Annotated in this window: 26 protein-coding genes and 1 pseudogene; 14 read left to right on the top strand and 13 right to left on the bottom strand. The window is 61.1% G+C overall.

Features of this window, described 5'->3' with window-relative positions; translation table 11 throughout:
• The first annotated feature begins 53 nt into the window (after positions 1 to 53).
• Entirely contained in the window at positions 54 to 557 is a 504-nt protein-coding gene (locus D7I37_RS19185; RefSeq protein ID WP_061795572.1) for a cupin domain-containing protein, read from the top strand.
• Here D7I37_RS19185 and D7I37_RS19180 read toward each other — a convergent pair.
• Positions 522 to 1,376, bottom strand: a complete 855-nt coding sequence (locus D7I37_RS19180) for an aminoglycoside phosphotransferase family protein (RefSeq protein WP_095097307.1) — start codon at positions 1,374 to 1,376, stop codon at positions 522 to 524. The genes D7I37_RS19185 and D7I37_RS19180 overlap by 36 nt on opposite strands.
• A gap of 172 nt (positions 1,377 to 1,548) precedes the next feature.
• On the opposite strand from D7I37_RS19180, the gene D7I37_RS19175 reads away from it, so the two are divergent.
• Entirely contained in the window at positions 1,549 to 1,926 is a 378-nt protein-coding gene (locus D7I37_RS19175; protein ID WP_061795570.1) for a RidA family protein, read from the top strand.
• Between the two features lie 95 nt (positions 1,927 to 2,021).
• Entirely contained in the window at positions 2,022 to 2,291 is a 270-nt protein-coding gene (locus D7I37_RS19170; protein ID WP_061795569.1) for a hypothetical protein, read from the top strand.
• Here D7I37_RS19170 and D7I37_RS19165 read toward each other — a convergent pair.
• The gene (locus D7I37_RS19165) at positions 2,288 to 2,680 is read right to left on the bottom strand and encodes a nuclear transport factor 2 family protein (protein ID WP_129544176.1); all 393 of its coding nucleotides are present in this window, start codon (positions 2,678 to 2,680) and stop codon (positions 2,288 to 2,290) included. The two genes, D7I37_RS19170 and D7I37_RS19165, sit on opposite strands and share 4 nt — an antisense overlap.
• Positions 2,681 to 2,916: 236 nt before the next feature.
• On the opposite strand from D7I37_RS19165, the gene D7I37_RS19160 reads away from it, so the two are divergent.
• Together D7I37_RS19160 and D7I37_RS19155 are read left to right on the top strand one after the other, a co-directional pair.
• On the top strand, positions 2,917 to 3,582 hold the full coding sequence (locus tag D7I37_RS19160; RefSeq protein ID WP_129544175.1) for an HD domain-containing protein: 666 nt from the start codon (positions 2,917 to 2,919) through the stop codon (positions 3,580 to 3,582).
• Between the two features lie 102 nt (positions 3,583 to 3,684).
• On the top strand, positions 3,685 to 3,948 hold the full coding sequence (locus tag D7I37_RS19155; RefSeq protein WP_061795567.1) for a DUF3811 domain-containing protein: 264 nt from the start codon (positions 3,685 to 3,687) through the stop codon (positions 3,946 to 3,948).
• A gap of 37 nt (positions 3,949 to 3,985) precedes the next feature.
• Here the strand turns inward: D7I37_RS19155 and D7I37_RS19150 are convergent, their stop codons facing one another.
• The gene (locus tag D7I37_RS19150) at positions 3,986 to 4,204 is read right to left on the bottom strand and encodes a hypothetical protein (RefSeq protein WP_129544174.1); all 219 of its coding nucleotides are present in this window, start codon (positions 4,202 to 4,204) and stop codon (positions 3,986 to 3,988) included.
• Between the two features lie 58 nt (positions 4,205 to 4,262).
• Between D7I37_RS19150 and dapA the strand changes: the two genes are divergently transcribed.
• Positions 4,263 to 5,147, top strand: a complete 885-nt coding sequence (gene dapA / locus D7I37_RS19145; RefSeq protein WP_095097304.1) for a 4-hydroxy-tetrahydrodipicolinate synthase — start codon at positions 4,263 to 4,265, stop codon at positions 5,145 to 5,147.
• A 92-nt stretch (positions 5,148 to 5,239) separates the two neighbouring features.
• Positions 5,240 to 5,845 carry a glutathione transferase GstA gene (gene gstA / locus D7I37_RS19140; RefSeq protein ID WP_095097301.1) on the top strand — a complete coding sequence of 202 codons (606 nt, stop codon included), beginning with the start codon at positions 5,240 to 5,242 and terminating at the stop codon, positions 5,843 to 5,845.
• Between the two features lie 40 nt (positions 5,846 to 5,885).
• On the opposite strand, the gene pdxY is transcribed toward gstA, so the two are convergent.
• From pdxY to anmK, 5 genes and pseudogenes are all read right to left on the bottom strand, one after another.
• Entirely contained in the window at positions 5,886 to 6,746 is an 861-nt protein-coding gene (gene pdxY / locus D7I37_RS19135; RefSeq protein WP_061795680.1) for a pyridoxal kinase PdxY, read from the bottom strand.
• Between the two features lie 60 nt (positions 6,747 to 6,806).
• On the bottom strand, positions 6,807 to 8,081 hold the full coding sequence (gene tyrS / locus D7I37_RS19130) for a tyrosine--tRNA ligase (RefSeq protein ID WP_061795564.1): 1,275 nt from the start codon (positions 8,079 to 8,081) through the stop codon (positions 6,807 to 6,809).
• A gap of 140 nt (positions 8,082 to 8,221) precedes the next feature.
• Positions 8,222 to 8,875 (bottom strand): pyridoxamine 5'-phosphate oxidase, encoded by a 654-nt coding sequence (pdxH, locus tag D7I37_RS19125; RefSeq protein WP_061795563.1) that lies wholly within the window; start codon positions 8,873 to 8,875, stop codon positions 8,222 to 8,224.
• Positions 8,876 to 8,963: 88 nt separating this feature from the next.
• Positions 8,964 to 9,266 (bottom strand): MliC family protein, encoded by a 303-nt coding sequence (locus tag D7I37_RS19120; RefSeq protein WP_061795562.1) that lies wholly within the window; start codon positions 9,264 to 9,266, stop codon positions 8,964 to 8,966.
• Positions 9,267 to 9,302: 36 nt separating this feature from the next.
• Positions 9,303 to 10,432: pseudogene (gene anmK, locus D7I37_RS19115) on the bottom strand (anhydro-N-acetylmuramic acid kinase).
• A 374-nt stretch (positions 10,433 to 10,806) separates the two neighbouring features.
• On the opposite strand from anmK, the gene D7I37_RS19110 reads away from it, so the two are divergent.
• A complete protein-coding gene (locus D7I37_RS19110) occupies positions 10,807 to 11,271 on the top strand; it encodes a glycine zipper 2TM domain-containing protein (protein ID WP_061795679.1) in 465 nt (154 codons plus the stop codon).
• Between the two features lie 88 nt (positions 11,272 to 11,359).
• On the opposite strand, the gene slyA is transcribed toward D7I37_RS19110, so the two are convergent.
• The gene (slyA, locus tag D7I37_RS19105; protein WP_061795560.1) at positions 11,360 to 11,794 is read right to left on the bottom strand and encodes a transcriptional regulator SlyA; all 435 of its coding nucleotides are present in this window, start codon (positions 11,792 to 11,794) and stop codon (positions 11,360 to 11,362) included.
• 180 nt (positions 11,795 to 11,974) lie between these two features.
• Between slyA and D7I37_RS19100 the strand changes: the two genes are divergently transcribed.
• The 3 genes from D7I37_RS19100 to D7I37_RS19090 are packed head-to-tail and all read left to right on the top strand — an operon-like array spanning position 11,975 to position 15,106.
• Positions 11,975 to 12,211: a DUF1656 domain-containing protein gene (locus tag D7I37_RS19100; protein WP_174524336.1), complete on the top strand. Its 237-nt coding sequence runs from the start codon at positions 11,975 to 11,977 to the stop codon at positions 12,209 to 12,211.
• Positions 12,212 to 12,214: 3 nt separating this feature from the next.
• A complete protein-coding gene (locus D7I37_RS19095; RefSeq protein ID WP_061795559.1) occupies positions 12,215 to 13,078 on the top strand; it encodes an HlyD family secretion protein in 864 nt (287 codons plus the stop codon).
• Positions 13,079 to 13,081: 3 nt separating this feature from the next.
• Complete coding sequence (locus D7I37_RS19090; RefSeq protein WP_061795558.1) at positions 13,082 to 15,106, top strand: FUSC family protein; 2,025 nt, start codon at positions 13,082 to 13,084, stop codon at positions 15,104 to 15,106.
• On the opposite strand, the gene sodC is transcribed toward D7I37_RS19090, so the two are convergent.
• Positions 15,107 to 15,628, bottom strand: a complete 522-nt coding sequence (gene sodC, locus D7I37_RS19085; protein WP_061795557.1) for a superoxide dismutase family protein — start codon at positions 15,626 to 15,628, stop codon at positions 15,107 to 15,109.
• A gap of 240 nt (positions 15,629 to 15,868) precedes the next feature.
• Here sodC and D7I37_RS19080 point away from each other — a divergent pair, with 240 nt between their 5' ends.
• On the top strand, positions 15,869 to 17,713 hold the full coding sequence (locus D7I37_RS19080; RefSeq protein WP_129544173.1) for a polyurethanase: 1,845 nt from the start codon (positions 15,869 to 15,871) through the stop codon (positions 17,711 to 17,713).
• Between the two features lie 58 nt (positions 17,714 to 17,771).
• Here the strand turns inward: D7I37_RS19080 and D7I37_RS19075 are convergent, their stop codons facing one another.
• The 3 genes from D7I37_RS19075 to D7I37_RS19065 form a co-directional block, all read right to left on the bottom strand.
• Positions 17,772 to 18,668 carry an aldo/keto reductase family oxidoreductase gene (locus tag D7I37_RS19075; protein ID WP_129544172.1) on the bottom strand — a complete coding sequence of 299 codons (897 nt, stop codon included), beginning with the start codon at positions 18,666 to 18,668 and terminating at the stop codon, positions 17,772 to 17,774.
• A gap of 99 nt (positions 18,669 to 18,767) precedes the next feature.
• Entirely contained in the window at positions 18,768 to 19,007 is a 240-nt protein-coding gene (locus D7I37_RS19070; RefSeq protein WP_061795678.1) for a DUF1289 domain-containing protein, read from the bottom strand.
• Between the two features lie 22 nt (positions 19,008 to 19,029).
• The gene (locus tag D7I37_RS19065) at positions 19,030 to 19,959 is read right to left on the bottom strand and encodes a LysR substrate-binding domain-containing protein (RefSeq protein WP_061795554.1); all 930 of its coding nucleotides are present in this window, start codon (positions 19,957 to 19,959) and stop codon (positions 19,030 to 19,032) included.
• Positions 19,960 to 20,096: 137 nt separating this feature from the next.
• Here D7I37_RS19065 and D7I37_RS19060 point away from each other — a divergent pair, with 137 nt between their 5' ends.
• Both D7I37_RS19060 and eptA read left to right on the top strand, forming a co-directional pair.
• Positions 20,097 to 20,738, top strand: a complete 642-nt coding sequence (locus tag D7I37_RS19060; protein ID WP_129544171.1) for an NAD(P)-dependent oxidoreductase — start codon at positions 20,097 to 20,099, stop codon at positions 20,736 to 20,738.
• A 128-nt stretch (positions 20,739 to 20,866) separates the two neighbouring features.
• Complete coding sequence (gene eptA / locus D7I37_RS19055) at positions 20,867 to 22,504, top strand: phosphoethanolamine transferase EptA (RefSeq protein ID WP_129544170.1); 1,638 nt, start codon at positions 20,867 to 20,869, stop codon at positions 22,502 to 22,504.
• The last annotated feature ends 70 nt before the right edge of the window (positions 22,505 to 22,574 follow it).

Here is a 22,574-nt window from a genome sequence, read left to right as displayed (position 1 = left end):
GGATTTGCCCTCGCCATCGTCAACCGGCAGGTGACAGCGTCACGAGAGAACCTATGAATGAGAAAGCCGCGCAGTTAGCCCAGCGCCTGATCCGCAATTTCGATCGGGCAGAGACACGCCGCGAGCAACGGGCGCCGCTGTATGACAGCGTCGGCGCCCGTCTCGGCACCGGCACCGCAGCAGAGAAGCTGGGCGCCTCCATCGATTGGGTGGCGCCGGGCATGCGTTCCTGCCCCTACCACTTTCACTACGCGCAGGAGGAGATGTTCATCATTCTGCAAGGCAGCGGCACCTTGCGGGTTGCCGGAGAGCGGCTGCCGATCGTCAGCGGCGATATCATTTTTATCCCGCCGGGCCCGGAATATCCGCATCAAATCATCAACACCTCGGATGCGCCGCTGAAATACCTGTCGGTCAGCACCCGGGAGCAGCCCGAACTGGTGGAATATCCGGACTCAGGCAAATATCAGGCTAGCGGGCGCGGCGGCGACGGCGAACCGGTGCGGTATCTGCAGCGCCCCTCAGCCTCGCTCGATTACTGGCAGGATGAACCCTGAATCACCGTCCGGCAGCGCCAGGCCCAGCGCGCGCGCCGCCAGCTCGGCCACGCGGAAGTCGATGTCGGCCGCTTCGCCGTCCTCCATAAACCAGGCGGCGGAGAGCCCCGACCAGGCCAGGATCCACTGCAGCTGACGGCGGCGATCCAACCCCGCCAGCCGACAAATCTGCTCCACCCGGCGCTGAAAAACCGCCGGGTCGGTGGCGATGCCGTAATTGGGATTGCAGAAAATATTGGCGTAATCGAAACCGCGCTCGCCGTACAGTCGTTTGGGATCGATCGCCAACCAGCCGCGTTCGCCGAAGTCCAGCACGTTGTCATGATGAATATCGCCGTGCAGCACCCCTTCCTCCCGCGGGCTGGTCAGCAACTCGGCCGCCGCGGTGGCGCTGAGGCGCAGCATGCCGCCGTGCGCCTGCGCCGCAGGCCACAGCGAGTTGAACCACTGGTGCAGCGGGATCAGTTCCGGCAAGGGTTGCGGGCGGGGAGCATGCAGGCCGGCGATGACCCGGCACAGGATCGCCGTCGCCTGGGCGTCATCGCCGTCGCGTACCAGCTGCGCCAGCGAACCGCTGCCCTGGGCGCGCTCCAGCAAGATGCCGTCTTCATGCCATGCCAGCACCCGCGCCGCGCCTTCGCCCCGCCACCAGCACATCAGCCGGCCGCCAAATTTCTCTTCCTGTTCGCGGGCGATTTTCAGCATGGCGGCGTCCCCGCGATAGCGCACCGGCATCAGCAGGCTGCTGTGGGTTTCGAAGGCCTGGCCGTCCGGCTCCAGCCGCCAGCGTTGCATATAGGGTATAAATGCCCGGTTCATTGGCCCCTGACCTTGTTGCGGTGATCCCCGCCGATTGCTCATTGCGTGAAGCGGACGGCACAGGAAAACAGATGTGAGTGATACGATAGATCGCCGCGATTTACCGGCGTTGCGCCAGTTATCCTAACCAAGTTTGCCGCTTTTTTTAATAAATCTCGCGAGGGGTTTTACCATGACGTCATTAAAACGCATTAATTATCCGCAGTTGCCCACGCCGGGCGGGCCTTATGTGCACGCGGTGCGCCACGGCGATCTGCTGTATGTCTCCGGCTTGACGGCGTTCGCCACCGAGGCGCAGGGCCAGGCTGCGGCGCAGCAGACCCAGGCGATTCTGGAACAGCTGGCGACCATCGCCGCGGAAGAAGGCACTAATTTGAAGGCGCTGATCAAGATCGGCGTCTTTTTGACCGACATCGCCGCGCTGCCTGCGGTGCGCCCGGTGCTGTTCGATTATTTTGACGGCGCGCTGCCGGCCTGTTCCCTGATGGCGGTCAGCGCCCTGTTTTCGCCGCAGGTCAGCGTGGAGATAGAGGCGATCATGGCGTTGTGATGCCGGCGCTATCGTGCGGCGGCCTGCGTTAACCTTTGCGGCGCTCGGGCGGATTCTGCTAATTTATCGCCAAGACAATTACTAGACGAGACGTTATGCAACCGAAGCCGGTGCTGCACGAGGCCAGACAGTTAAAGCGACTTAACGCCGCCACGCGGCGTCAATCCCATATGTACAAATGGATTGCCTTTATCGCTGCGCTGGATGCGCTGCTGGTGTTTTGGTATGACCGGGATATGCGCAACGTCACCTTTTCGGGGGCGGTCGCGCTGGTGTGCGGCTATTTATGGATCCGCGATCGCAACCGCGCCCGCGGCTACCGGCGCGAATACGACCGCAAATTCGGCAAGCGCAGCGGCCTTTAGGGCCGCATGGCTTCCAGCACTTTGGCGCTGTCGACCACCTGCACGAACTTGACTATCTTGCCGTCGCGCAGCGTATAAATATGCGCGAACGATGCGCTGAAGGACTTGCCGGTAGCCCGATAGGTGCCATGATAGAAACCCTGGGCAATCACGTTGTCGCCGGCGTCATAGAAGTGGTCGACGTCGGCGCGGTAACCCTGCCACTCGGTGCCCAAACGCTGATGCACATTTTTGACGATCGCCTCCGGGCCCACGTAGGTGCCGGCGTAGGGGAATCCGGCGGCTTCGGTCCACTCGGCGTCGGGCGCCAGCGCCGCCAGCAGGTTGCGGCCATTCTCTTCGGAACTGCCTTCATAGGTGGCGCGGACGACCTCAAGATGGGTTGGCATGTCTTTTCTCCTGTGGCTTTGCGGGATATTCCGGCCAGCCGCCGCAGACACAGTGCTAACACCAAGCGGCACCGACCGGAATCACGCCATTGTAGGTTGCTTATTCCATGATAAAAACCGTGGATATGGCAATAGTCCGTTGCAATAGGGTAAACAATACGCCGCCCTCAGCGTCATTTTTATGGCATCTGCGGCTGCCATGATTATTGACGATTTCCGCCAACCAGGAGCAAAACGTGCATTTATCCCCTCTTTCGCCAGCGCTGCTGCAGCCGTTCTCGCCCTATGAGACGCTGGCGCAGGCCCTGCTGCCGCTGACCCTCGACTCTGACGACGGCTCGCACGACGTGGCTCATCTGCACCGGGTATGGAAGAACTGCCGCCATATCAGCGAGCGGGAAGGCGGCGATCGTCGCCGGCTCTGCGCCGCGGTGCTGCTGCACGACTGCGTGGCGGTCGAAAAGAACTCGCCCCAGCGGCACCTGGCCTCGCGCATGGCGGCGGAAAAGGCGTCGCTGACCCTGGCGCAGCTGAGCTGGGAGCCGCAGGATATCGCCGCTGTGGCCCACGCCATCGAGGCGCACAGCTTCTCCGCCGCCATTGCCCCGGAAACGCTGGAGGCGAAAATCTTGCAGGACGCCGACCGCCTCGACGCCATCGGCATGATTGGCGTGGCGCGCTGCTTTTATATCGGCGGCCGCATGCGCAGCGCGCTGTACGACGCCGGCGACCCGCTGGCGCAGCTGCGTCAGTACGACGATAAGCGCTTCACCCTCGACCATTTCGAAACCAAGCTGTTCAAGCTGCAGGAAGGGTTCCAGACCGCCGCCGGGCGGCGGCTGGCGCAGCAGCGCACCGAGCGCATGCGGCGTTTTCTCGGCGAGCTGCTGGACGAGATATAACGCCGCGTTTCGCCCTGCCCGGCATTTCCGTTACGTCGACAACATCTTCCGTCAAATAAATCCTGTACACTGACGGTCAACTTCACCGAACGGGCTGCATAGATGAAAAAACTGACGCTGAAAGAAATGACCGAAAGCGAACAACGTGAAGTAAAAACCGAACTGGACAAGGCGCGCAAGCAGCAGGGCCGCCCGCTGACCAACGCCGAGCAGAACAAGATCAAGGACGAGGTGGTGGCGCGCATCATGGCCGCCAGAGAAAAAATCGCCAAGGCGGCGCGCGCCGAGCGCAAAGCCAATCGGGTCAAGCCCAGCGGCGAAACCTACAGCTGGTCCGCCTCGATCAGCACGCGCCCTCCGCGTTAATCGCTGCGCCGAAAATCCCCGCCGCCGCGGGGATTTTTCATTTATTAGCTAAACTCATCTGCCCAAGCGCATCATGAATAACAATGTTATCAAGCTGTTGTAAATTGACAGCATAATGAAGAATATTCATTATCAGCCGACATCCACTTTTCATGAGACCGCCATGACTGACTTGCGCCATTCCGATGCATCCCGTACCCCGGCGTTGGCCATCGGCGCGCTGTCCCGTCAGATGCGCTGACAGGCCGGTACGCAACGCTGCCCCCTGGTATTCTCATCCGGCTTCTCTCTCGGTCACACAAAAGGAACATTATATGGCCTCATTTTCCGGTATTTGGGTTGCGCTGGTGACTCCCTTCAATAACGACGCCGTCGACCTGCCGGCGGCCAAACGGCTGGCGCAGCACCTGCTGGCCTCCGGCGTCTCCGGGCTGGTGGTCTGCGGCTCTACCGGCGAGGCCGCCGCGTTAAGCAAGGAAGAGCAGCTGGCGGTGCTCGATGCGGTGCTGGAGGTGGCGCCTGCGCACCAGGTGGTGATGGGGCTGTCCGGCAACAACATGGCCGCCACCCTGCAGATGCAGCAGGCCATTCAGCTGCGCGACATCGCCGGGGTGCTGATCCCGGCCCCCTATTACATTCGCCCGTCGCAGTGCGGCCTGGTGGACTATTTCACCCAGTTGGCCGACGCCGCCAGCGTGCCGGTGATCCTGTACAACATTCCGCAGCGCACCGGCATCGCGCTGGAGCTGGCGACCCTGCGCCAGCTGGCCCGTCACCCGCGCATCGTCGCCGTTAAAGACTGCGGCGGCAACCCGGACGCCACCATGGCCTTGATCGCCGACGGCGAAATCGACGTGCTGACCGGTGAAGACAACCTGATCCTCACCACCCTGTGCCTGGGCGGCACCGGTGCCATCTCCGCCTCTGCGCACCTGCACCCCGAGCGTTTCGTCCAGCTGGTGCAGCAGGTGGCCAGTGGCGATCTGGCGGCGGCGCGCAGCAACTTTTATGCACTGCTGCCGATGATCCACCAGATGTTCAGCTTCCCTAACCCGGCGCCGGTCAAGGCGGCGTTGGCGCAGCAGGGGCTGATCCGCAACGAGCTGCGCTCGCCGATGCAGGTCGCCCCGCAGGCGCTGCAACAGCAGATCGCCGCCACCCTGGCGCAGTTGCAGCCGGAAGAGGCGCTGATCGGCTAAATTTGTTAGCTAATCCGCTGTAATTTTAACGTTATGGAACTAGGATGAGAGGTTAAGCATGCCTGTCAATCATCACTATCAAGGAGCTTCCGATGAAACTGTTCTATAAAGCCGGCGCCTGTTCGCTCTCCCCGCACATCGTGCTGCGCGAGGCCGGCCTGGATTTTACGGCGGAAAAGGTCGATTTGGCGCAAAAGAAAACCGAAAGCGGTGCGGATTACCTGAGCATCAACCCCAAAGGACAGGTGCCTGCGCTGGTGCTTGATGACGGCAGCCTGCTGACCGAAGGCGTGGCTATTGTGCAATACCTGGCCGACCGCGTGCCGGATCGCAACCTGATCCCGGCGGCCGGCACCCTGTCGCGCTACCATGCGATCGAATGGCTGAACTACATCGCCACCGAGTTGCACAAGGGATTCAGCCCGCTGTTCAACCCCAAAACGCCGGATGAGTACAAGGCCATCGCGCGCGCCAGGCTTGAGCAGCAGTTCAGCTACCTGGATTCGGTGTTGGCCAGGCAGCACTTTCTGTTGGGGAGCCGTTTCAGCGTAGCGGACGCCTATCTGTTTACCGTGCTGCGCTGGGCGATCGCCCTGCAGTTTGATATCCGACAGCATGCCCACCTGGCGGCCTGGTTCGACAGCGTCGCGGCGCGCCCGGCGGTGGAAGCGGCGCTGAGCGCCGAAGGACTGAAATAATCGCGCGCCCCGGCGTTTTGCGCCGGGGCGGCATACGGCGTTACAGTTTTACCGCGCTGAATGCGCTGCGGGGATGCACGATGCGATCCTGCGCCGCCACCACCTGCAGTTCATATTCGCCCATTTCCTGGGTAGTCAGCATCACTTCATAGACCGCGGCGGTGACGTGTTCCAGCGCTTTATCCAGCGCCTCGCCTTGCAGCAGGTTAACCAACAGCAGGCCGCTGGTCAGGTCACCCACGCCCACCGGCTGGCGTGCGCCGAAGTCCACCAGCGGGCGGCTGATGTGCCAGGCCTCGTCCGCGGTCACCAGCAGCATTTCGAAGCAATCCGGATGATAACCGGCGCGGCTCAGATGTTTGACCAACACCACTTTCGGCCCTTTGGCGATCAGCTCGCGCGCCGCACTCACCGCCTGAGCGACATCGGCGACGTCGCGCCCGCTCAGCAGTTCCAGCTCCAGCAGGTTTGGCGCAATCATGTCGCTGCACGGCAACGCCTGCCGGCAATGAAATTCAGCCACGCCCGGCGCCACGATGCAGCCCTTTTCCGGATGGCCCATCACCGGATCGCAGAAATACCAGGCGTTCGGATTGGCCAGCTTGACCTGCCGCACGATCTCCAAAATATGGCCGCCCTGCTCCGGCGAGCCGATATAGCCGCTCAGCACCGCGTCGCAGCGTTTCAATTGATCGATATCCGCGATCCCCTGCGCGATCTCGCTCAGGTGGCTGGCCGGCATCACGCAGCCGGTCCATTTGCCGTACTGGGTATGATTGGAAAACTGCACGGTGTTCAACGGCCAGACGTTAACGCCCATGCGGCGCATTGGGAACTCCGCCGCGCTGTTGCCGGCATGCCCAAACACCACATGCGACTGAATAGAAAGAATATTTTTCATATTACCCTGCATACCCAAAAAATAAAGGGGCCACCGGGGCCCCTTCTCGTCGTTAGCGTATTATTTCCAGTCCACCAGGCAGTAATGCTTCTTGCCGCGGCGCAGCAGCGTGTAGCGGCCGAACAGGCGATCCGCTTCGCTGAAAGCGTATTCCGCGTTGGATTGCTTCTCGCCATTGACGGTGACCGCGTTGGAGCCGATCATGGTGCGCGCCTGGCCGCGCGACGGCACCAGCTCGGCGTTCACCAGCGCCTGCTGCAGGTCGGCGTCGCCATCCAGTCTGATGGTCGGCATGCCGTCCTGCGCCAGCTGGGCGAAGTCGGCCTCGGTCATCTCGTGCAGCGCGCCGGAGAACAGGCTCTGGGTGATGCGCTTGGCCGCAGCCAGGCCTTCCGCGCCATGCACCATGCCGGTCACTTCTTCCGCCAGCACGTACTGGGCGCGCGGCGCCTTGCCGCTGTTCTTGTCTTCTTCTTCCAGCGCGTTGATGTCTTCCAGGCTCATGAAGGTGAAGAACTTCAGGAAACGGTAAACGTCGGCGTCGGCGGTGTTGATCCAGAACTGGTAGAACTTGTACGGGCTGGTTTTTTCCGGCGCCAGCCAGACTGCGCCGCCTTCGGTCTTGCCGAACTTGGTGCCGTCCGCTTTGGTGATCAGCGGCACGGTCAGGCCGAACACCTGCTTCTGGTGCATGCGGCGGGTCAGGTCGATGCCGGAGGTGATGTTGCCCCACTGATCGGAACCGCCGATCTGCAGCTCAACCTGATGGCGGTTGTACAGCTCGGAGAAGTCGAAGCCCTGCAGCAGGTTGTAGGAGAACTCGGTGAAAGAGATGCCGGAGTCGTCGCGGTTCAGACGCTGCTTGACCGCTTCCTTGTTGATCATCTGGTTGACGGAGAAGTGCTTGCCGATATCGCGCAGGAAGGTCAGCACGTTCATGCCGCCGAACCAGTCATAGTTGTTGGCGGCGATGGCGCTGTTGCTGCCGCAGTCGAAATCGAGGAACGGAGAAACCTGCTTGCGGATTTTCTCCACCCACTCATTCACCGTATCGGCGGTGTTCAGCTTGCGCTCGGCCGCCTTGAAGCTCGGATCGCCGATCAGACCGGTGGCGCCGCCCACCAGCGCGACCGGCTGATGGCCGGCCAGCTGGAAGCGCTTCAGGCACAACAGAGGAACCAGATGGCCCAAATGCAAGCTGTCGGCGGTCGGATCGAAACCGCAATACAGTGCAATTGGCCCTTGCGCCAGTCGCTCTGCTAACGCTTCCTCATCCGTAACCTGGGCAACGAGGCCCCGCTCTTGCAGTTGTTTAATCAAGTTGCTGCTTGCCATCAAAGACTCCATGTATAAACGAATGCACCTTTGCCGGTACACGGCCTTTCGCCCAGTGGCGAAATACAAAAATTCAGGGTAGCGCATAGAATAAAGCGCCGGCGACGTCAGTGCCAGCGCTTAGAGGGGATTTTCCGATTTCAGGGTGCCAGTCGGTCAATTTTCCAGTCATTCCCGTCCCGCTGATACAGGAAACGGTCATGCAGGCGGTTGGCGCCGCCCTGCCAAAACTCGACGGAGTCGAAATCAACGCGGAATCCGCCCCAGAAACTCGGCAGCGGTACCTCGCCCTGTTGGAATTTTTGCTTCAGCTCGAGAAATTTGCTCTCCAGCACGCCGCGCGCGGAAATGCGCGAGGACTGCTGGGAAACCCAGGCGCCGATCTGGCTGTCCTTCGGCCGGCTGTGGAAGTACTTCAGCACCTCCAGCGTCGACAGGCGCTCGGCCTTGCCCAGGAAGATAACCTGACGGTCAAGCATGTGCCAGGGGAACAGCAGGCTGATATGCGGGTTCTGCGCCAGCTGCTGCGCCTTGCGGCTGCCGAGGTTGGTGTAGAACACCAGCCCTTTGTCATCGACGTGCTTCAGCAGCACGATGCGCTGATAAGGCTGGCCGTTTTCGTCGACCGTCGCCACGCACATCGCGGTAGGATCGGCCAGGCGAGCAGCGCAGGCCTGTTTCAGCCAGCGTTCAAACAGCTCGAGCGGATTGGCGGTCAGATCGTTGCGGCGCAGGCCGCCCCGGGTGTATTCACGGCGCAGGTCCGCAACATCAAACTCGTTCTTTTCAATCATCTGGTTTATCAACCAACCGAAAAATCTGTCGTTACATTCTGCGCCTGCGGCATCAGGATCTCAATCGTTCTGACGCCGCCCCGGCCGATCAGTTGGCCTGCACGCAGTCGCTCATAATCACCCTGTCGTTACGCTCGACGTAGGCATTTTGGCCCTTGGACCAGAAAGTGTACTTGCCGTCGCTGTACTTGGCGCCGGTCATCGCCAGCACCTGCTTCAAATGCAGCTGCTCGCCGTCCATCAAGAAGCTGACCTCGCTCGCCTTGCCGTCCAGCGACACCGTCAGCGGCGTGGTGCCGCACTGATAATGCAACGTCTGGCTGCTTTGCGGCAGGAAGTAGCTGCAGCCGGACAGCGCCAGCGCGCCTGCGGCAAGAATGACCTTTTTCATCTTGTTGCTCCTTAGGGAAATCAATCCATTTCTATCCTAACAGAGCTGACGAGGGGCCAAAGGCAAAACCGGATAAATCCCACCCAGCAGGGTTTCGCGGCTGGCGCCGGTCACCGACGGCAGGTTGCCGGGCTGGCCGGACAGCGTGCGGAACGCCAGCCAGGCGAAGGCCAGCGCCTCCATGTCGTCGCCGCTGACGCCGAAATCGTCGGTCAGCCCCACCTCGGTGCCCGGCAGCATCGCCGCCATGCGCGCCATCAGCAGGCCGTTGCGCGCCCCACCGCCGCACACCAGCAGCCGCTCGCAGCCGCCGGCCAACTGCACCTGTTCGCAAATGGTGACGGCCGTCAGCTCCGTCAGGGTCGTCTGCACGTCGAGCGGGCTGACCGCCGGCAAGCCGGCCAGCTGTCGTTCCAGCCAGGCGGCGTTGAAATACTCGCGGCCGGTGCTCTTCGGCGCCGGCAGCGCAAAATACGGATCCGCCAGCATCTGCTGCAACAGCGGCAGGCAAACGCGCCCCTGCATCGCCCAGGCACCGTCCTTGTCGTAAGGCTGGGAAAGATGACGCCAAACCCAGGCGTCCATCAGCATATTGCCCGGGCCGGTGTCGAAGCCGCGCACCGGCGTGCCGGGCAGCAGCAGGGAAAGGTTGGCGATGCCGCCGATGTTCAGCACCATGCGGCGCTCGGTCGGATGCGCCAGCAGCGCCTGATGGAACGCCGGCACCAGGGGGCGCCCTGGCCGCCGTAGGCCATATCGCGCCGGCGGAAATCGCCGACGGTGGTGATGTCCGTCAGCGCGGCGATGCGGTTGTTATCGCCCAGCTGCATCGAGAAGCGCGCATCGCCCTCGGGTTCGTGCCATACCGTCTGGCCGTGGCAGCCGATGGCGGTAACGTGCTGCGGCGGAATGCCGGTCTGCTTCAGCAGCCCGAGCACCGCTTCGCCAAACAGCGTGCCCAGCTGCGCATCCAGCCGGCCAACCGCGGCCAGCGTGGTTTGCTGCCCCTGGCACATGGCCAAAATATCCTTCTTCAGCTGGATCGGCATCGGGTGGCTGTAGCTGGCCTGTTGCGCCACCATACGTTCGTCGATCGCGGCCAACACCACGTCGACGCCATCCAGACTGGTGCCAGACATAACACCTATATAGCGGCCTGACTTCATAGCAACATCCTTTAACCCGCACGGGGAAGCAAACATTTAACCTGACAAATAAACCAGAATTAAAAGATTAACGCCATGAATTATGATGCCTTTTTTCAGCGTTGTGAGCGCGGCGCCCGTTTGCCGGGGTTCGGCGACGGGGATAATCGGCGTTAAACCGCGCCTCAACCCGAAACGGAAAGCGCGGCGATGCTGTCATAAAGCTAAACAGCGGTTTATTATTGGTTGAACAGAGGAAAGTTAAGCTGCATGCAGCGATAGGTATGGAAAATGGTGATATTCGTGGCTTTAAACCATACTTTGTCTATTATTTTCACTGAATCTGGCCTGGAAAGGTTCCCCAGGTTATGGACTACCACAATCAGGAGTTTTATATGATCAAGCGTCTTCTCGTCGTTGCCATCGCCGCCGTTACCCTGGCGGGGTGTTCCAATGATTCCATGTCCGGCGACGTTTACAGCGCCTCACAGGCCAAACAGGTGCAGACCGTACGTTACGGCACGCTGGTTTCTGTGCGTCCGGTCAAGATCCAGGGCGAAGGCGGCTCCAACATGATTGGCACCATCGGCGGTGCCGTACTCGGCGGCTTCCTCGGCAATACCATCGGCGGCGGCACCGGCCGCAGCCTGGCGACCGCCGCAGGCGCAGTGGCCGGCGGCGTAGCGGGCGACCAGATTGGCGCGGCCGCCGGCCGTACCGACGGCGTTGAGCTGGAGATCAAAACCGATCAGAAAGACAACGTCGTGGTGGTTCAGAAGGCCGGGGCGACCAAGTTCAGCCCGGGGCAGCGCGTGCGTATGGCGCAGATGGGCGATACCATCACCGTTTCGCCGCTGTAAGCCGGCCGAACGAAGTAAAACCGGAGGCGATGGCCTCCGGTTTTTTTATTTCTGATGCTGTGAAATGTAATCGTAAAAGAAAAGAATATTATTGTTTGTTCTGCAGTTCGGTGATGTTCTGTTCCAGCTTGCCAATCAGACCTACCAACAGTTGCACTTCATCGGCGGTAATGCCGCTCAAGATTTCGCTGCGCGTCGAGGTGATGACGCTGTCCACTTCCCTGATGATCGGATCGGCCGCTTCGGTCAGCTTGATGCGCTTCGCTCGGCGGTCATTGGCACAGGTGTGGCGAGTAATCAGCCCCTTCTCCTCCAGTTGGTCCAGCGTGCGGACCAGTGACGGCTGCTCAATGCCGATCGCTTTCGCCAGCTGGATCTGCGACTGCTCCGGCGGTAAGCGATTGATATTGTGCAAGGTGACCCAATGCGTTTGGGTCAGCGCCAGCGGCTTGAGCCGATGATCGATGAGCGCGCGCCAAACACGAACCAATCGTGCTAAATCTGAACCTAATGTTGACTCCACTTACCCCTCCTTATAATTAGCATGCTAACATTATCTCCCAGAGTTTAGTCTATTTTGGGTAACTCACATTAAAAACACAAATGTATATAATGTATATTGTGGAAATAGCCACTATTTTTGTCAGTTATTGTTTAATCGTTATGCAAATATTCAACATATTCACCCTTAGGGATTGTTAATGTGAATACATCATGGCTACAGGCTTCGTCTCCCCTGCCCGATTTGGTGTTGGGCGCATCGCTTTATTTTCCACCGATATTTAAAGCTTTTTTGCTGGGGCTGGTTTTATGGTTGCTGATACATCACCTGTTACGAGACTGGATTTATTCCGGCGAGATCTGGCATCCGATGCTGATGGATTTGTCTATTTTTGTTCTGACCCTCAGCGGTTCCTTATGGATTTTAGCGAGTTGGTAACCCATGAAGCGTAAAACATTGAAATATTTTTCGACGGTGATCGTTTGCGCCGCGGCCGTTTGCGCCGGTTGGTGGCTGTGGAATTATTATATGCAATCCCCCTGGACCCGCGACGGAAAGGTGCGCGCCGAACTGGTCAATATCACGCCCGAAGTTTCTGGAAGATTAGAGAAAATAGGCGTTCATGACAATCAATTCGTACCTGCGGGAAGTCTGATTTTTACCCTCGACCCGGTGCCTTATCAAATCGCGCTCGACAATGCCGAGGCGGCGTTGGCAAAAGCGCGCTCCGACATGGCCAAGGCGGACCACGAAGCCGCGCGCCGCCGCGGGCTGCCGCGCAGCGTTATTTCCGCGGAGGATATGGACGAGGCGAATTTAACCGCGCAGGCAATGAAAGCCGCCTATAAAGCCGCGCAGGCGACGCTGGAACAGGCTAAATGGAATTTAAGCAAAACCCGAATTTACGCCCCGACGGACGGCTACATCACCAATTTACAGGCGCGGGCAGGAAACTATGCCACCGCGGGCACCCCGCTGGTGGCGCTGGTGGACGTTCATTCTTTTTATGTGCTCGGCTATTTTGAAGAGACCAAGCTGAAGCATATAAAAGAGGGCAATAAGGCGGACATCGTTTTATATAACGGCAACATTCCGCTGCAGGGTCAGGTGGAGAGCATTGGCCGCGCCATTTACGATCAGAGCGCCGAAAGCAATGGCGATCTATTAATGGACGTCAAACCCAACGTGCCCTGGGTCCGTCTGGCCCAGCGAGTGCCGGTGAGGATAAAATTGCTCAACGTCCCCGCCGACTTGCCGCTGGTGGCGGGCACCACCTGCACCATTTCGATTCATCAGCAAGGCTAAAGTGTGAACCTGCCTTTTCTTGAGTGGAGCCGAACCCCCTGGGGCAAAGCGACCGGCGGCCAATGGCGTTATGCGCTGCGCAATTCGCTGGCGATGTGCCTGGCGCTGTGGATTGCCTTCGTGCTCAACCTCGACGAACCTTACTGGGCGCTGACCTCGGCGGCGGTGGTCAGCTTCCCCACCGTCGGCGGGGTGATCAGCAAAAGCATCGGCCGCATCATCGGCAGCCTGCTGGGCGCCGCCGCGTCGGTGGCGATCGCCGGCCATTGCCTGAACGATCCCTGGCTGTTCACGCTGTTTATCGCCGCCTGGATCGGGCTGTGCACCTACGTCTCCAACCATTATCAGAACAACGTCTCCTACGCCTTCGCGCTGGCGGGCTATACCGCCGCCATCATCGCCTTCGCCACGGTCAACGTCACCGATACCCAACAGATTTTCGATATCGCGCAGGCGCGGGTATGCGAGGTCATCACCGGCATTTTGTGCGGCGGCCTGATGATGATGATCCTGCCCAGCACCTCCGACGGCGAAACCCTGCTGACCTCGCTGCGCCGCATGCAGCTGCGGCTGCTGGAGCACGCCGCCATGCTGTGGCAGCCGGAGGTGACGGCGCAGATACGCATCTCTCACGAAGGGGTCATCGGCCAGATCCTGACCCTGAACCTGCTGCGCATCCAGGCCTTCTGGAGCCACTATCGGCTGCGCCGCCAAAACAACCTGCTCAACTACCTGCTGCACCAGCAGCTGCGCATCACCAGCGTTATCTCCAGCCTGCGCCGCATGCTGCTGAACTGGCCGGACCGCCCCGCCAATCTGATGCCGGCGCTGGAACGGCTGCTGGCCGAACTGCGCGATCCCGCCACCGACAAATACCGGCTGGCGCGCATTCTGCAGCAGATTGCGCCGCAGGATGCCGCCGATTACCGCCACCGCGCCTTCTGGCTGCGGCTGCGCCATTTCTGTTGGCTCTATTTGCGCAGCAGCCGCTGGCTGCAGCGGCTGGAAAGCGCCACGCCGATCAGCGATATTCAACCGCCGCGCGTCACCTCGCTGGCGCGCCATACCGACAGCTACGAAGCCGCCTATAACGGTCTGCGCACCTTTTTGTGCATCATCATCGGCTGCGCTTACTGGATCAACACCCAGTGGGACGCCGGCAGCTCGGCCCTGACGCTGACCGCCATCAGCTGCGTGCTTTATTCTTCCACCCCTTCGCCGATCAACAGCGTCGCCACGCTGCTGAAGGCCATACTGCTGCTGTCCGTCGGCTGTTTTGTGGTCAAGTTTGGCCTGATGATCCAGATTGACGACTTTTGGGTATTCTGCGCCTTCCTGCTGCCGATCCTGGTCACCATGCAGATGCTCAAGCTGCAGAACCCGCCCTACGCCGCGCTGTGGGGGCAGCTGATCGTGTTCATGGGCTCGTTCCTTACCGTCACCAATCCGCCCAGCTACGATTACCAGTCGTTCATCAACGACAACATCGGCAAGATAGTCGGCGTGCTGTTGGCCGGCCTGGCGTTTCAAATCCTGCGCCCCAGTTCGGACAAACGCAAAAGCCGGCGCATCATCCGCGCGCTGCGGCGCGATTTTATCGACCAGTTGAGCGATCGCCCGCAGCAGAGCGAAAGCCAGTTCGAATCGCTGATCTACCACCGCATCAGCCAGCTCAACCAGAGCAAGGATCAGGAAGCGCGCGGTTGGCTGCTGCGCTGGGGCGTGGTGCTGCTCAACTGCAGCCATATCGTCTGGCAACTGCGCGACTGGCAGACCCGTTCGGATCCGCTGTCGGCGGTGCGGGACCTGTGCATACACTGCCTGCGCGGCATCATGACGGAGAAAGGCGTGCAGCACGGCTCGCTGAACGCCACGCTGCAGGAGCTGCTGCGCATGAGCAACTCGCTGGCGCACCACCCGGAACAGGCGGCGCGCGATTTGGCCGGTTTGATTTGGCGGCTCTATTGTTCGCTGCAACAGCTGCAGCAGGCGTTCGGCCAGCCCGCGCCGGCCGCCGCGGGGCGGTGATTACTTGATCACGCCGCAGGCGAAACGCTCGCCCCCGCCGCCCAGCGGCATCGGACTATCCGAGTGATTGTCGCCGCCGGCGTGCACCATCAGCGCCTTGCCTTCGATTTCGCTGATTTTTTTCAGCCGCGGCGCCAGCACCGGGTAGCTGGCCGTGCCGTCGTCGGTCACGTAGATAGCCGGCAGGTCGCCCAGATGGCCATCCGCATAGGGGCCGAGATGTTTGCCGGTTTTTTGCGGATCGAAGTGACCGCCGGCCGCCAAAGCCGCCACCGCCTTGCCGTCTTTCATGCCCGGCTCGCAGCTGCCTTTCTCGTGCACGTGAAAACCGTGCACCCCGGCCGGCAATGCCTTGAGCTGCGGCGTGAACAGCAAGCCGTACGGCGTTTCGCTGATGCTGACCTTGCCGATATCCTGACCGATGCCCTGCCCGGTGACCAGGTTCAACTCGACATCGACCGGGGCCGCCTGAGCCGCGCCGCAGGCCATCAGGCCGAGCGCCGCATACCAATAACGTTTCATCAATCAATCTCCTTATGGGGCGTGTGAACCTTCAGTATAGGAGAATGTGCGCCGCCGCCGCCCTGAACCCGCCCCATCCCCCCTTTTAATTCGCATTATTAATATTTCACGCTAATAATAATTTTACCGATGTTGGTCCTCCGACCAGCTGTCGTTCGGCTCACTCTGTACCTCCTGCACTCGCCGCCGGCGCCATTCCAAAACAATACCGGCCAGGCGGCATACTCATAAGGAACTGATATGGGCATCTTTAACTACCAAGATCGCGATGAGGCCGAATCAAAAGCGCTGTTTTCCGACGCCATGGCGATCGCCACCTACGCCTACCACAATATCGACAATGGCTTTGACCAAGGCTACCACCAGACCGGTTTCGGCCTGGGCCTGCCGCTGACGCTGGTTACCGCGCTGATCGGCAGCACCCAGTCACAGGGCGGCCTGCCCGGCATTCCCTGGAATCCGGACTCGGAACAGGCGGCGCTGGCGGCGGTGAATAAAGCCGGCTGGTCGGTGATCGGCGCCGAACAACTGGGCTATGGGGGCAAAACCGACGCCCGCGGCACCTACTACGGCGAAACCCTGGGATATACCACCGCCCAGGCCGAAGTGCTGGGCAAATATGACGGCGACGGCAATCTCACCGCCATTGGCATCTCTTTCCGCGGCACCAGCGGCCCGCGGGAATCCCTGATCGCCGATACCATTGGCGATGTGATTAATGACCTGCTGGCGGGCTTCGGCCCAGACGGCTATGCCGACAATTACACCCTGAAAGCCTTCGGCAACCTGCTGGGCGACGTGGCGACGTTCGCCCGGGCCAACGGCCTGAGCGGCGACGACGTCCTGATCAGCGGCCATAGCCTGGGCGGGTTGGCGGTCAACAGCATGGCGGCGCTCAGCGACGCCAACTGGGGCGGCTTCTACTCCCAATCCAGCTATGTGGCCTTCGCCTCGCCGACCCAGTATGAAACCGGCGGCAAGGTGATCAATATCGGCTATGAAAACGATCCGGTGTTTCGCGCGCTGGACGGCACCACGCTGACGCCGGCCTCGCTGGGGGTGCATGATGCGCCGCAAGACTCCGCCACCAACAACATCGTCAACTTCAACGACCACTACGCCTCGGCCGCCTGGAACCTGCTGCCGTTCTCGATCCTGAACGTCCCCACCTGGCTGTCTCACCTGCCGTTCTTTTATCAGGACGGTTTGATGCGGGTGCTGAACTCGGAATTTTATTCGCTGACCGAGAAAGACTCGACCATCGTCGTTTCCAACCTGTCCGACGTCACCCGCGGCAATACCTGGGTGGAAGACCTGAATCGCAATGCCGAAACGCACAGCGGCCCGACCTTTATCATCGGCAGCGACGGCAACGATCTGATCAAGGGCGGAACCGGCAACGACTATCTCGAGGGCCGCGACGGCAATGATATTTTCCGCGACGGCGGCGGCTACAACATCGTTTCCGGCGGCAAGGGCGACAACGTGCTGGACACCCGGCAGGCGTTGAAAAACACCGAAGTGGCCTACGACGGCGACCGGCTCTATCTGCGCGACGCCAAGGGCGGCATCACCCTGGCGGACGATATCGGCACCTTGCGCAGCAAGGAAACTTCCTGGCTGGTGCTCAGCAAAGAGGTGGACCACCGGGTGACCGACGCCGGGCTGAAATCGGACGCCGGCCTGAAGGCCTACGCCGCCTCCACCAACGGCGGCGCGGGCGATGACCTGCTGCGGGCCAAAGACGGCGACGCCTGGCTGTTCGGCAAGGACGGCAATGACCAGCTCATCGGCCACGCCGGCGGCAATCTGACCTTCGTCGGCGGCAGCGGCGACGACGTGCTGAGCAGCGCCGGCGGCAACAACACCTTCCTGTTCAGCGGCGATTTTGGCAGCGATCGGCTGGTTAACTTCGGCGCCAGCGACAAACTGGTGTTTATCGGCACCGAAGGCGCCAGCAGCGACATCGGCGACTACGTTTCCCAACGGGATAACGATCTGGTGTTGGCCTTCGGCGCCAGTCAGGTGACGCTGGTCGGGGTTGCGTTGGATCACTTCAATGCCGATCAGGTGGTGCTGGCCTGATCCACCGGCAAAAAAAAAAGCCGGGCGGCCCGCGCTGCCCGGCTTTCCCTTTCCCGATTTAAGGCACGTCGTAGCCCAGCGCGGCCTTGCGGATGCGGAACCACTGCTGGCGGCTCAGCGCAAGGCGCTGCGCTTTCAGCGCCGAACGTACGCGCGCTATCTTGCCGGAGCCGATAATCGGCAGCGGCGCGGACGGCAGACGCATCACCCAGGCATACACCACCTGCTCGATGGTCTCGGCGCCGATTTCCTGCGCCACCGCCTGCAGCTCGTCGCGCAGGGGCTGGAATTCGGCGTCGTTGAACAGGCGCCCGCCGCCCAGGCAGGACCAGGCCATCGGTCTGATGCGCAGCTGCTGGCACTGATCGAGGGTGCCGTCGAGGATCGCCGGCTGGTGGATCGGCGAAATCTCCACCTGATTGGTCACCAGCGAGAACGGCAGGCGCGACTGCAACAGCTGGAACTGCGCCGGAGTGAAGTTGGAAACGCCGAAGTGGCGCACCTTGCCGCTCTTGTGCAGCGCCACGAAGGCTTCCGCCACCTCATCCGCGTCCATCAGCGGGTCCGGGCGGTGGATCAGCAGCAGGTCGAGATAATCGGTATGCAGGTGCTGCAGCGAGCGTTCGGCGCTGTGCACGATATGGTCGCGATCGGTGATGTAATGGCCGATCGGGTTGCCCGGCCTGGCGGTAGTGGCGATGCCGCATTTGGACACCAGCTCGAGCGACTGGCGCAGCGCCGGCTTCAGCCGCAGCGCCTCGCCGAACGCCTGTTCGCAGGCATAGCCGCCGTAAATGTCCGCATGATCGGCGGTGGTCACGCCCAGTTCGATATGCTGTTCAATAAACCCCAGCAGTTGCTGAGGGGTCATGCCCCACTCCATCAAACGCCAGTAACCGCAAATCATGCGGGAAAATTCAGGCCCCTGCGGCGCGAGTCGAATACGATCTACCATTGCGAAAACCTCATGACATAAGTTAACGCCAGCATACACAAGCGGATAAGGCGCTGGGAAGCGGAAAGCCGCCCGAACGTGCGGCAGATCGGGAAAGGGTTAAAACAGCGACGGCTGTTCCGGCTGCGGTTCATCGGGCGGTTTATTGGCCCGCTGCAGGCGCAGCAGGCGTTGGCGACACAGGCGCAGCACGTCGCGCTTTTGCGCGTCGCTCATTTGCATCCAGCCAAAGCGCTCCTCGCGGCTGCGCAGGCAGCCGCGGCAGAAACCGCGCTCATCGGCCTGGCATATGCCGCGGCACGGGCTGGGGATGTCGAAAAACTCAAGCTGCTGCGCCACGGGGCCCTCCTGCACTCTCTTGCTAATTGAAGACGCCATCGGCGCCGCTGGCAAGTGACTTTTCGCCGTTGCGGCGAAAATAGTCGCGCAAATAGCGCAGCGCCTGGCGATTTTTCTCCGGCATCGCCCGCTCCAGCGTCAGAGCGTGCAGCCGCAGCGGCGCAGGGCGCCATTCCGGCATCAGCGGGATCAACTCGCCGCGCTGCAGCTCGTCGCCGATTTCATACAGCGGCTGAACTGAAATGCCCAATCCGGCGCGGGTAAAGGCGCGCATGACGTTCATGCTGTCGCTGACAATCTGGCCTTCCGCCAGGCGCAGCTTCACCTGCTCGCCGGACTGGTGATGCAAATCCAGATGCGCGCCGCCGTAGCCGCTGGAGATCCAGCGATGCTGAGCCAAATCCTGCGGTTTTTCCGGCACCCCGTGCTGGCTGAGGTAGCGCGGCGCGGCGCACAGCACCATCGGCCATTCCGCCAGCGGGTGGGCTATCATGCTGGCGTCCGCCAGCTGGCGATTGACCCGCAGCGCAATGTCGACGCGGTGTTCAATCATATCGACGACGCGGTCATCCGCCAGCACCCGCAGCCTCAGCTTGGGATGCGCCTGCAGCAGCGGCGCCAGCGCTTCGGCCAGCGGCCGGCCGCCAATGCCGACGGCGGCGGCGATGCGCAGCTCGCCCACCAGCGTATCCCGCAGCGCCGCCAGGCGCTGTTCGGCCTGCTGCGCCTGAAACAGCATCGCCTCGCAGCCCGGATAAAAAGCCTCGCCCGCTTCGGTCAGCGCCAGCCGCCGGGTGGAACGGTGCAGCAGCGGCACGCCGAGCGCCTTTTCCAGCGAGCGCATATGCTGGCTGACCGCCGACGGCGTCATGCCCAGTCGCCGGGCCGCCCCGGCCAAGGTCCCCTCCGCCACCACGGTGGCGAATACCGCCATTCGATTGAGTTTATCCATGATTATGAAGTTTTACTTAATCAAGAAAGCATGAATATGGCACTAATCAGGACTATTGTTAAGTACTAGAGTAGTTCCCAGCAGCAGGCCACAGGGTCTGCCCATCATACCGACCCATTTCAGACAGGAGCACGCAGATGAAAGTAGCCATTATTGGAGCAACGGGGTTTGTCGGCCGCCGCGCAGTGGACGAAGCCCTGGCCCGCGGCCTGCAGGTCACGGCCATCGCCCGGCAAAAAAAGGACCTGCCGAACCACGCCAACCTGACCGTCGCGCTGGGCGACGTGGCCGACACCCCGTGGCTGACGGCGCAGCTGAGCGGCCAGGATGCGGTGATCAGCGCCTATAACCCGGGCTGGGCGGAAGACCATCTGTATGAAAAGACCCGGCGCGGCGCGCAGCAGATCCTCGACGCGGTGGCGAAGGCCGGCGTGAAGCGCCTGCTGGTGGTCGGCGGCGCCGGCAGTCTGGAAGTGGCGCCCGGCGTCGAGCTGGTCGATACCCCGCAGTTCCCGGAAAACATCCGTCCGGGCGCGCAGGCGGTGCGCGATCTGCGCAACAAACTGCGCGACGAATCATCGCTCGATTGGACCTACCTGTCCCCCGCGGCGCTGCTGGAGCCGGGCAAGCGCACCGGTCAGTTCCGCCTCGGCACCACTCAGCTGCTGATGAACGGCCAGGCGCCGGCCAGCATTTCGGTGGAAGATCTGGCGGTGGCGATCGTCGATGAAATCGAAAAACCGCAGTTTATCCGCGCGCAGTTCACCGCCGCCTATTGAGGATGTGGGCCGGGCCCCGGCCTGGCCCACATCAAGCGCCCCGCCAGTAATCTGATTCTCTAAGGTTTTCTTAAGTTTCATCCTGTAGATTTCAGCGCATTACCTCCTCTCAGGATCCAGATTTGGCAATGTGGTTACGTCAACGCTTACAGTGCAACAGCCTCGGGTTTGTCCTCGCCAGCGCCCTGTTTTTCACCCTGTTCCAGAACGCCTTGTTTCTGCATAAGGCCTGGTCGTACATCAGCTTCGATAGCATCCGCAGCCTGATTTTCGCCGCCACCCTGCCGCTGGTGATCTTCTGCGCGCTGAACATTATCTTCAGCGTGCTGGCCTTGCCCTTCCTGCGCAAGCCGCTGATGATTTTCTTCCTGCTCGGCAGCGCGGCGGCCAACTACTTTATGTACAGCTATGGCGTGGTGATCGACGGCAACATGATGCAAAACGCCTTCGAGACCAACCCGCAGGAAGCCACCGCGCTGCTGACGCCGCGCATGGGGCTGTGGCTGACGCTGCTCGGCATCGTGCCGGCGGTGGCGGTCTGCTTTACCCGCATCCGCAAAACCCGGCCCTGGTGGTACATGCTCGGGCTGCGCGCCGCCAACGTGATGCTGTCGCTGGTGGTGATCCTGATTATCGCCGCGCTGTTTTACAAGGATTACGCTTCGCTGATCCGCAACAACAAAAGCGTGGTGAAAATGCTGACGCCGTCCAACTTCGTGTCCGGCACCCTCAAATTCACCCAGCAACGCTATTTCACCCGCCACCTGTCGCTGGTAAAAATCGGCGAAGACGCGCATAAAGGCCCGTTGATCGCCGGGCAGCAAAAGAAAACGCTGGTGATCCTGGTGGTGGGCGAAACCGCCCGCGCCGAGAACTTCTCGCTGGGCGGCTATGCGCGCGACACCAACCCGCGCCTGAAACAAGACAACGTGGTGTATTTCAAGAACGCCAGTTCCTGCGGCACCGAGACGGCGATTTCAGTCCCCTGCATGTTCTCCAATATGCCGCGCAAAGATTACGACGCCACGTTGGCGACCCACCAGGAAGGGATGCTCGACGTGCTGGCGCACGCCGGCGTCAACGTGCTGTGGCGCGAGAACGACGGCGGCTGCAAGGGCGCCTGCGACCGCGTGCCGCATGTGGACATGACCAAGATGAAACTGCCGCAGGATTGCGACGGCGACGTCTGCCTGGACAATGCGCTGCTGTACCGGCTGAACGACTACATCGACGGCCTGAAGGGCGACGGCGTGATCGTGCTGCACCAGATGGGCAGCCACGGGCCGGCTTACTTCCGCCGCAGCACGCCGGCATTGCGGAAATTTTCACCGACCTGCGACAGCAATCAGATCCAGGACTGCACTCACGAGCAGCTGGTGAACACCTACGACAACTCGCTGCTGTATACCGATGCGATGCTGGACGACACCATCAAGCTGCTGCAGCGATACAGCGACAAATTCAATACCGCGCTGGTTTATCTGTCCGATCACGGGGAATCGCTGGGGGAAAACGGCATGTACCTGCACGGCACGCCTTATCTGTTCGCGCCGAGCCAGCAAACCCACGTGCCGTTTCTGATGTGGATGTCGGCCGACTACCAGCGCAATTTCGGCATCGATCGCCAATGCCTGACTGCCCTGGCGGAAAAGGACGACGTTTCGCAGGACGATCTGTTCCACACCCTGCTGGGCATGCTGAACGTGCAAACCCGCGAATATCAGTCGCAGTTGGATATCCTGCAGCGCTGCCGCAGCGGCGCATAGGGGCTTAACTTCGCGGCGCCGTTGAGGCAAAATACCCTTCTGACCACCGGCGCCGCGACGCCGGTTTTTT

It is taken from the genome of Serratia sp. 1D1416 (assembly GCF_003641105.1).
GTDB lineage: Bacteria > Pseudomonadota > Gammaproteobacteria > Enterobacterales > Enterobacteriaceae > Serratia > Serratia ficaria.
This window is presented reverse-complemented; position numbering and strand designations above follow the sequence as displayed.

Excerpts from the sequence above, each read along its gene's own strand:
- D7I37_RS19185 (WP_061795572.1), top strand. The coding sequence starts at position 54 with ATGAATGAGAAAGCCGCGCAGTTAGCCCAGCGCCTGATCCGCAATTTC.
- D7I37_RS19180 (WP_095097307.1), bottom strand. The coding sequence starts at position 1,376 with ATGAACCGGGCATTTATACCCTATATGCAACGCTGGCGGCTGGAGCCG.
- D7I37_RS19175 (WP_061795570.1), top strand. The coding sequence starts at position 1,549 with ATGACGTCATTAAAACGCATTAATTATCCGCAGTTGCCCACGCCGGGC.
- D7I37_RS19170 (WP_061795569.1), top strand. The coding sequence starts at position 2,022 with ATGCAACCGAAGCCGGTGCTGCACGAGGCCAGACAGTTAAAGCGACTT.
- D7I37_RS19165 (WP_129544176.1), bottom strand. The coding sequence starts at position 2,680 with ATGCCAACCCATCTTGAGGTCGTCCGCGCCACCTATGAAGGCAGTTCC.
- D7I37_RS19155 (WP_061795567.1), top strand. The coding sequence starts at position 3,685 with ATGAAAAAACTGACGCTGAAAGAAATGACCGAAAGCGAACAACGTGAA.
- dapA (WP_095097304.1), top strand. The coding sequence starts at position 4,263 with ATGGCCTCATTTTCCGGTATTTGGGTTGCGCTGGTGACTCCCTTCAAT.
- gstA (WP_095097301.1), top strand. The coding sequence starts at position 5,240 with ATGAAACTGTTCTATAAAGCCGGCGCCTGTTCGCTCTCCCCGCACATC.
- pdxY (WP_061795680.1), bottom strand. The coding sequence starts at position 6,746 with ATGAAAAATATTCTTTCTATTCAGTCGCATGTGGTGTTTGGGCATGCC.
- tyrS (WP_061795564.1), bottom strand. The coding sequence starts at position 8,081 with ATGGCAAGCAGCAACTTGATTAAACAACTGCAAGAGCGGGGCCTCGTT.
- pdxH (WP_061795563.1), bottom strand. The coding sequence starts at position 8,875 with ATGATTGAAAAGAACGAGTTTGATGTTGCGGACCTGCGCCGTGAATAC.
- D7I37_RS19120 (WP_061795562.1), bottom strand. The coding sequence starts at position 9,266 with ATGAAAAAGGTCATTCTTGCCGCAGGCGCGCTGGCGCTGTCCGGCTGC.
- D7I37_RS19110 (WP_061795679.1), top strand. The coding sequence starts at position 10,807 with ATGATCAAGCGTCTTCTCGTCGTTGCCATCGCCGCCGTTACCCTGGCG.
- D7I37_RS19095 (WP_061795559.1), top strand. The coding sequence starts at position 12,215 with ATGAAGCGTAAAACATTGAAATATTTTTCGACGGTGATCGTTTGCGCC.
- sodC (WP_061795557.1), bottom strand. The coding sequence starts at position 15,628 with ATGAAACGTTATTGGTATGCGGCGCTCGGCCTGATGGCCTGCGGCGCG.
- D7I37_RS19080 (WP_129544173.1), top strand. The coding sequence starts at position 15,869 with ATGGGCATCTTTAACTACCAAGATCGCGATGAGGCCGAATCAAAAGCG.
- D7I37_RS19075 (WP_129544172.1), bottom strand. The coding sequence starts at position 18,668 with ATGGTAGATCGTATTCGACTCGCGCCGCAGGGGCCTGAATTTTCCCGC.
- D7I37_RS19065 (WP_061795554.1), bottom strand. The coding sequence starts at position 19,959 with ATGGATAAACTCAATCGAATGGCGGTATTCGCCACCGTGGTGGCGGAG.
- D7I37_RS19060 (WP_129544171.1), top strand. The coding sequence starts at position 20,097 with ATGAAAGTAGCCATTATTGGAGCAACGGGGTTTGTCGGCCGCCGCGCA.
- eptA (WP_129544170.1), top strand. The coding sequence starts at position 20,867 with ATGTGGTTACGTCAACGCTTACAGTGCAACAGCCTCGGGTTTGTCCTC.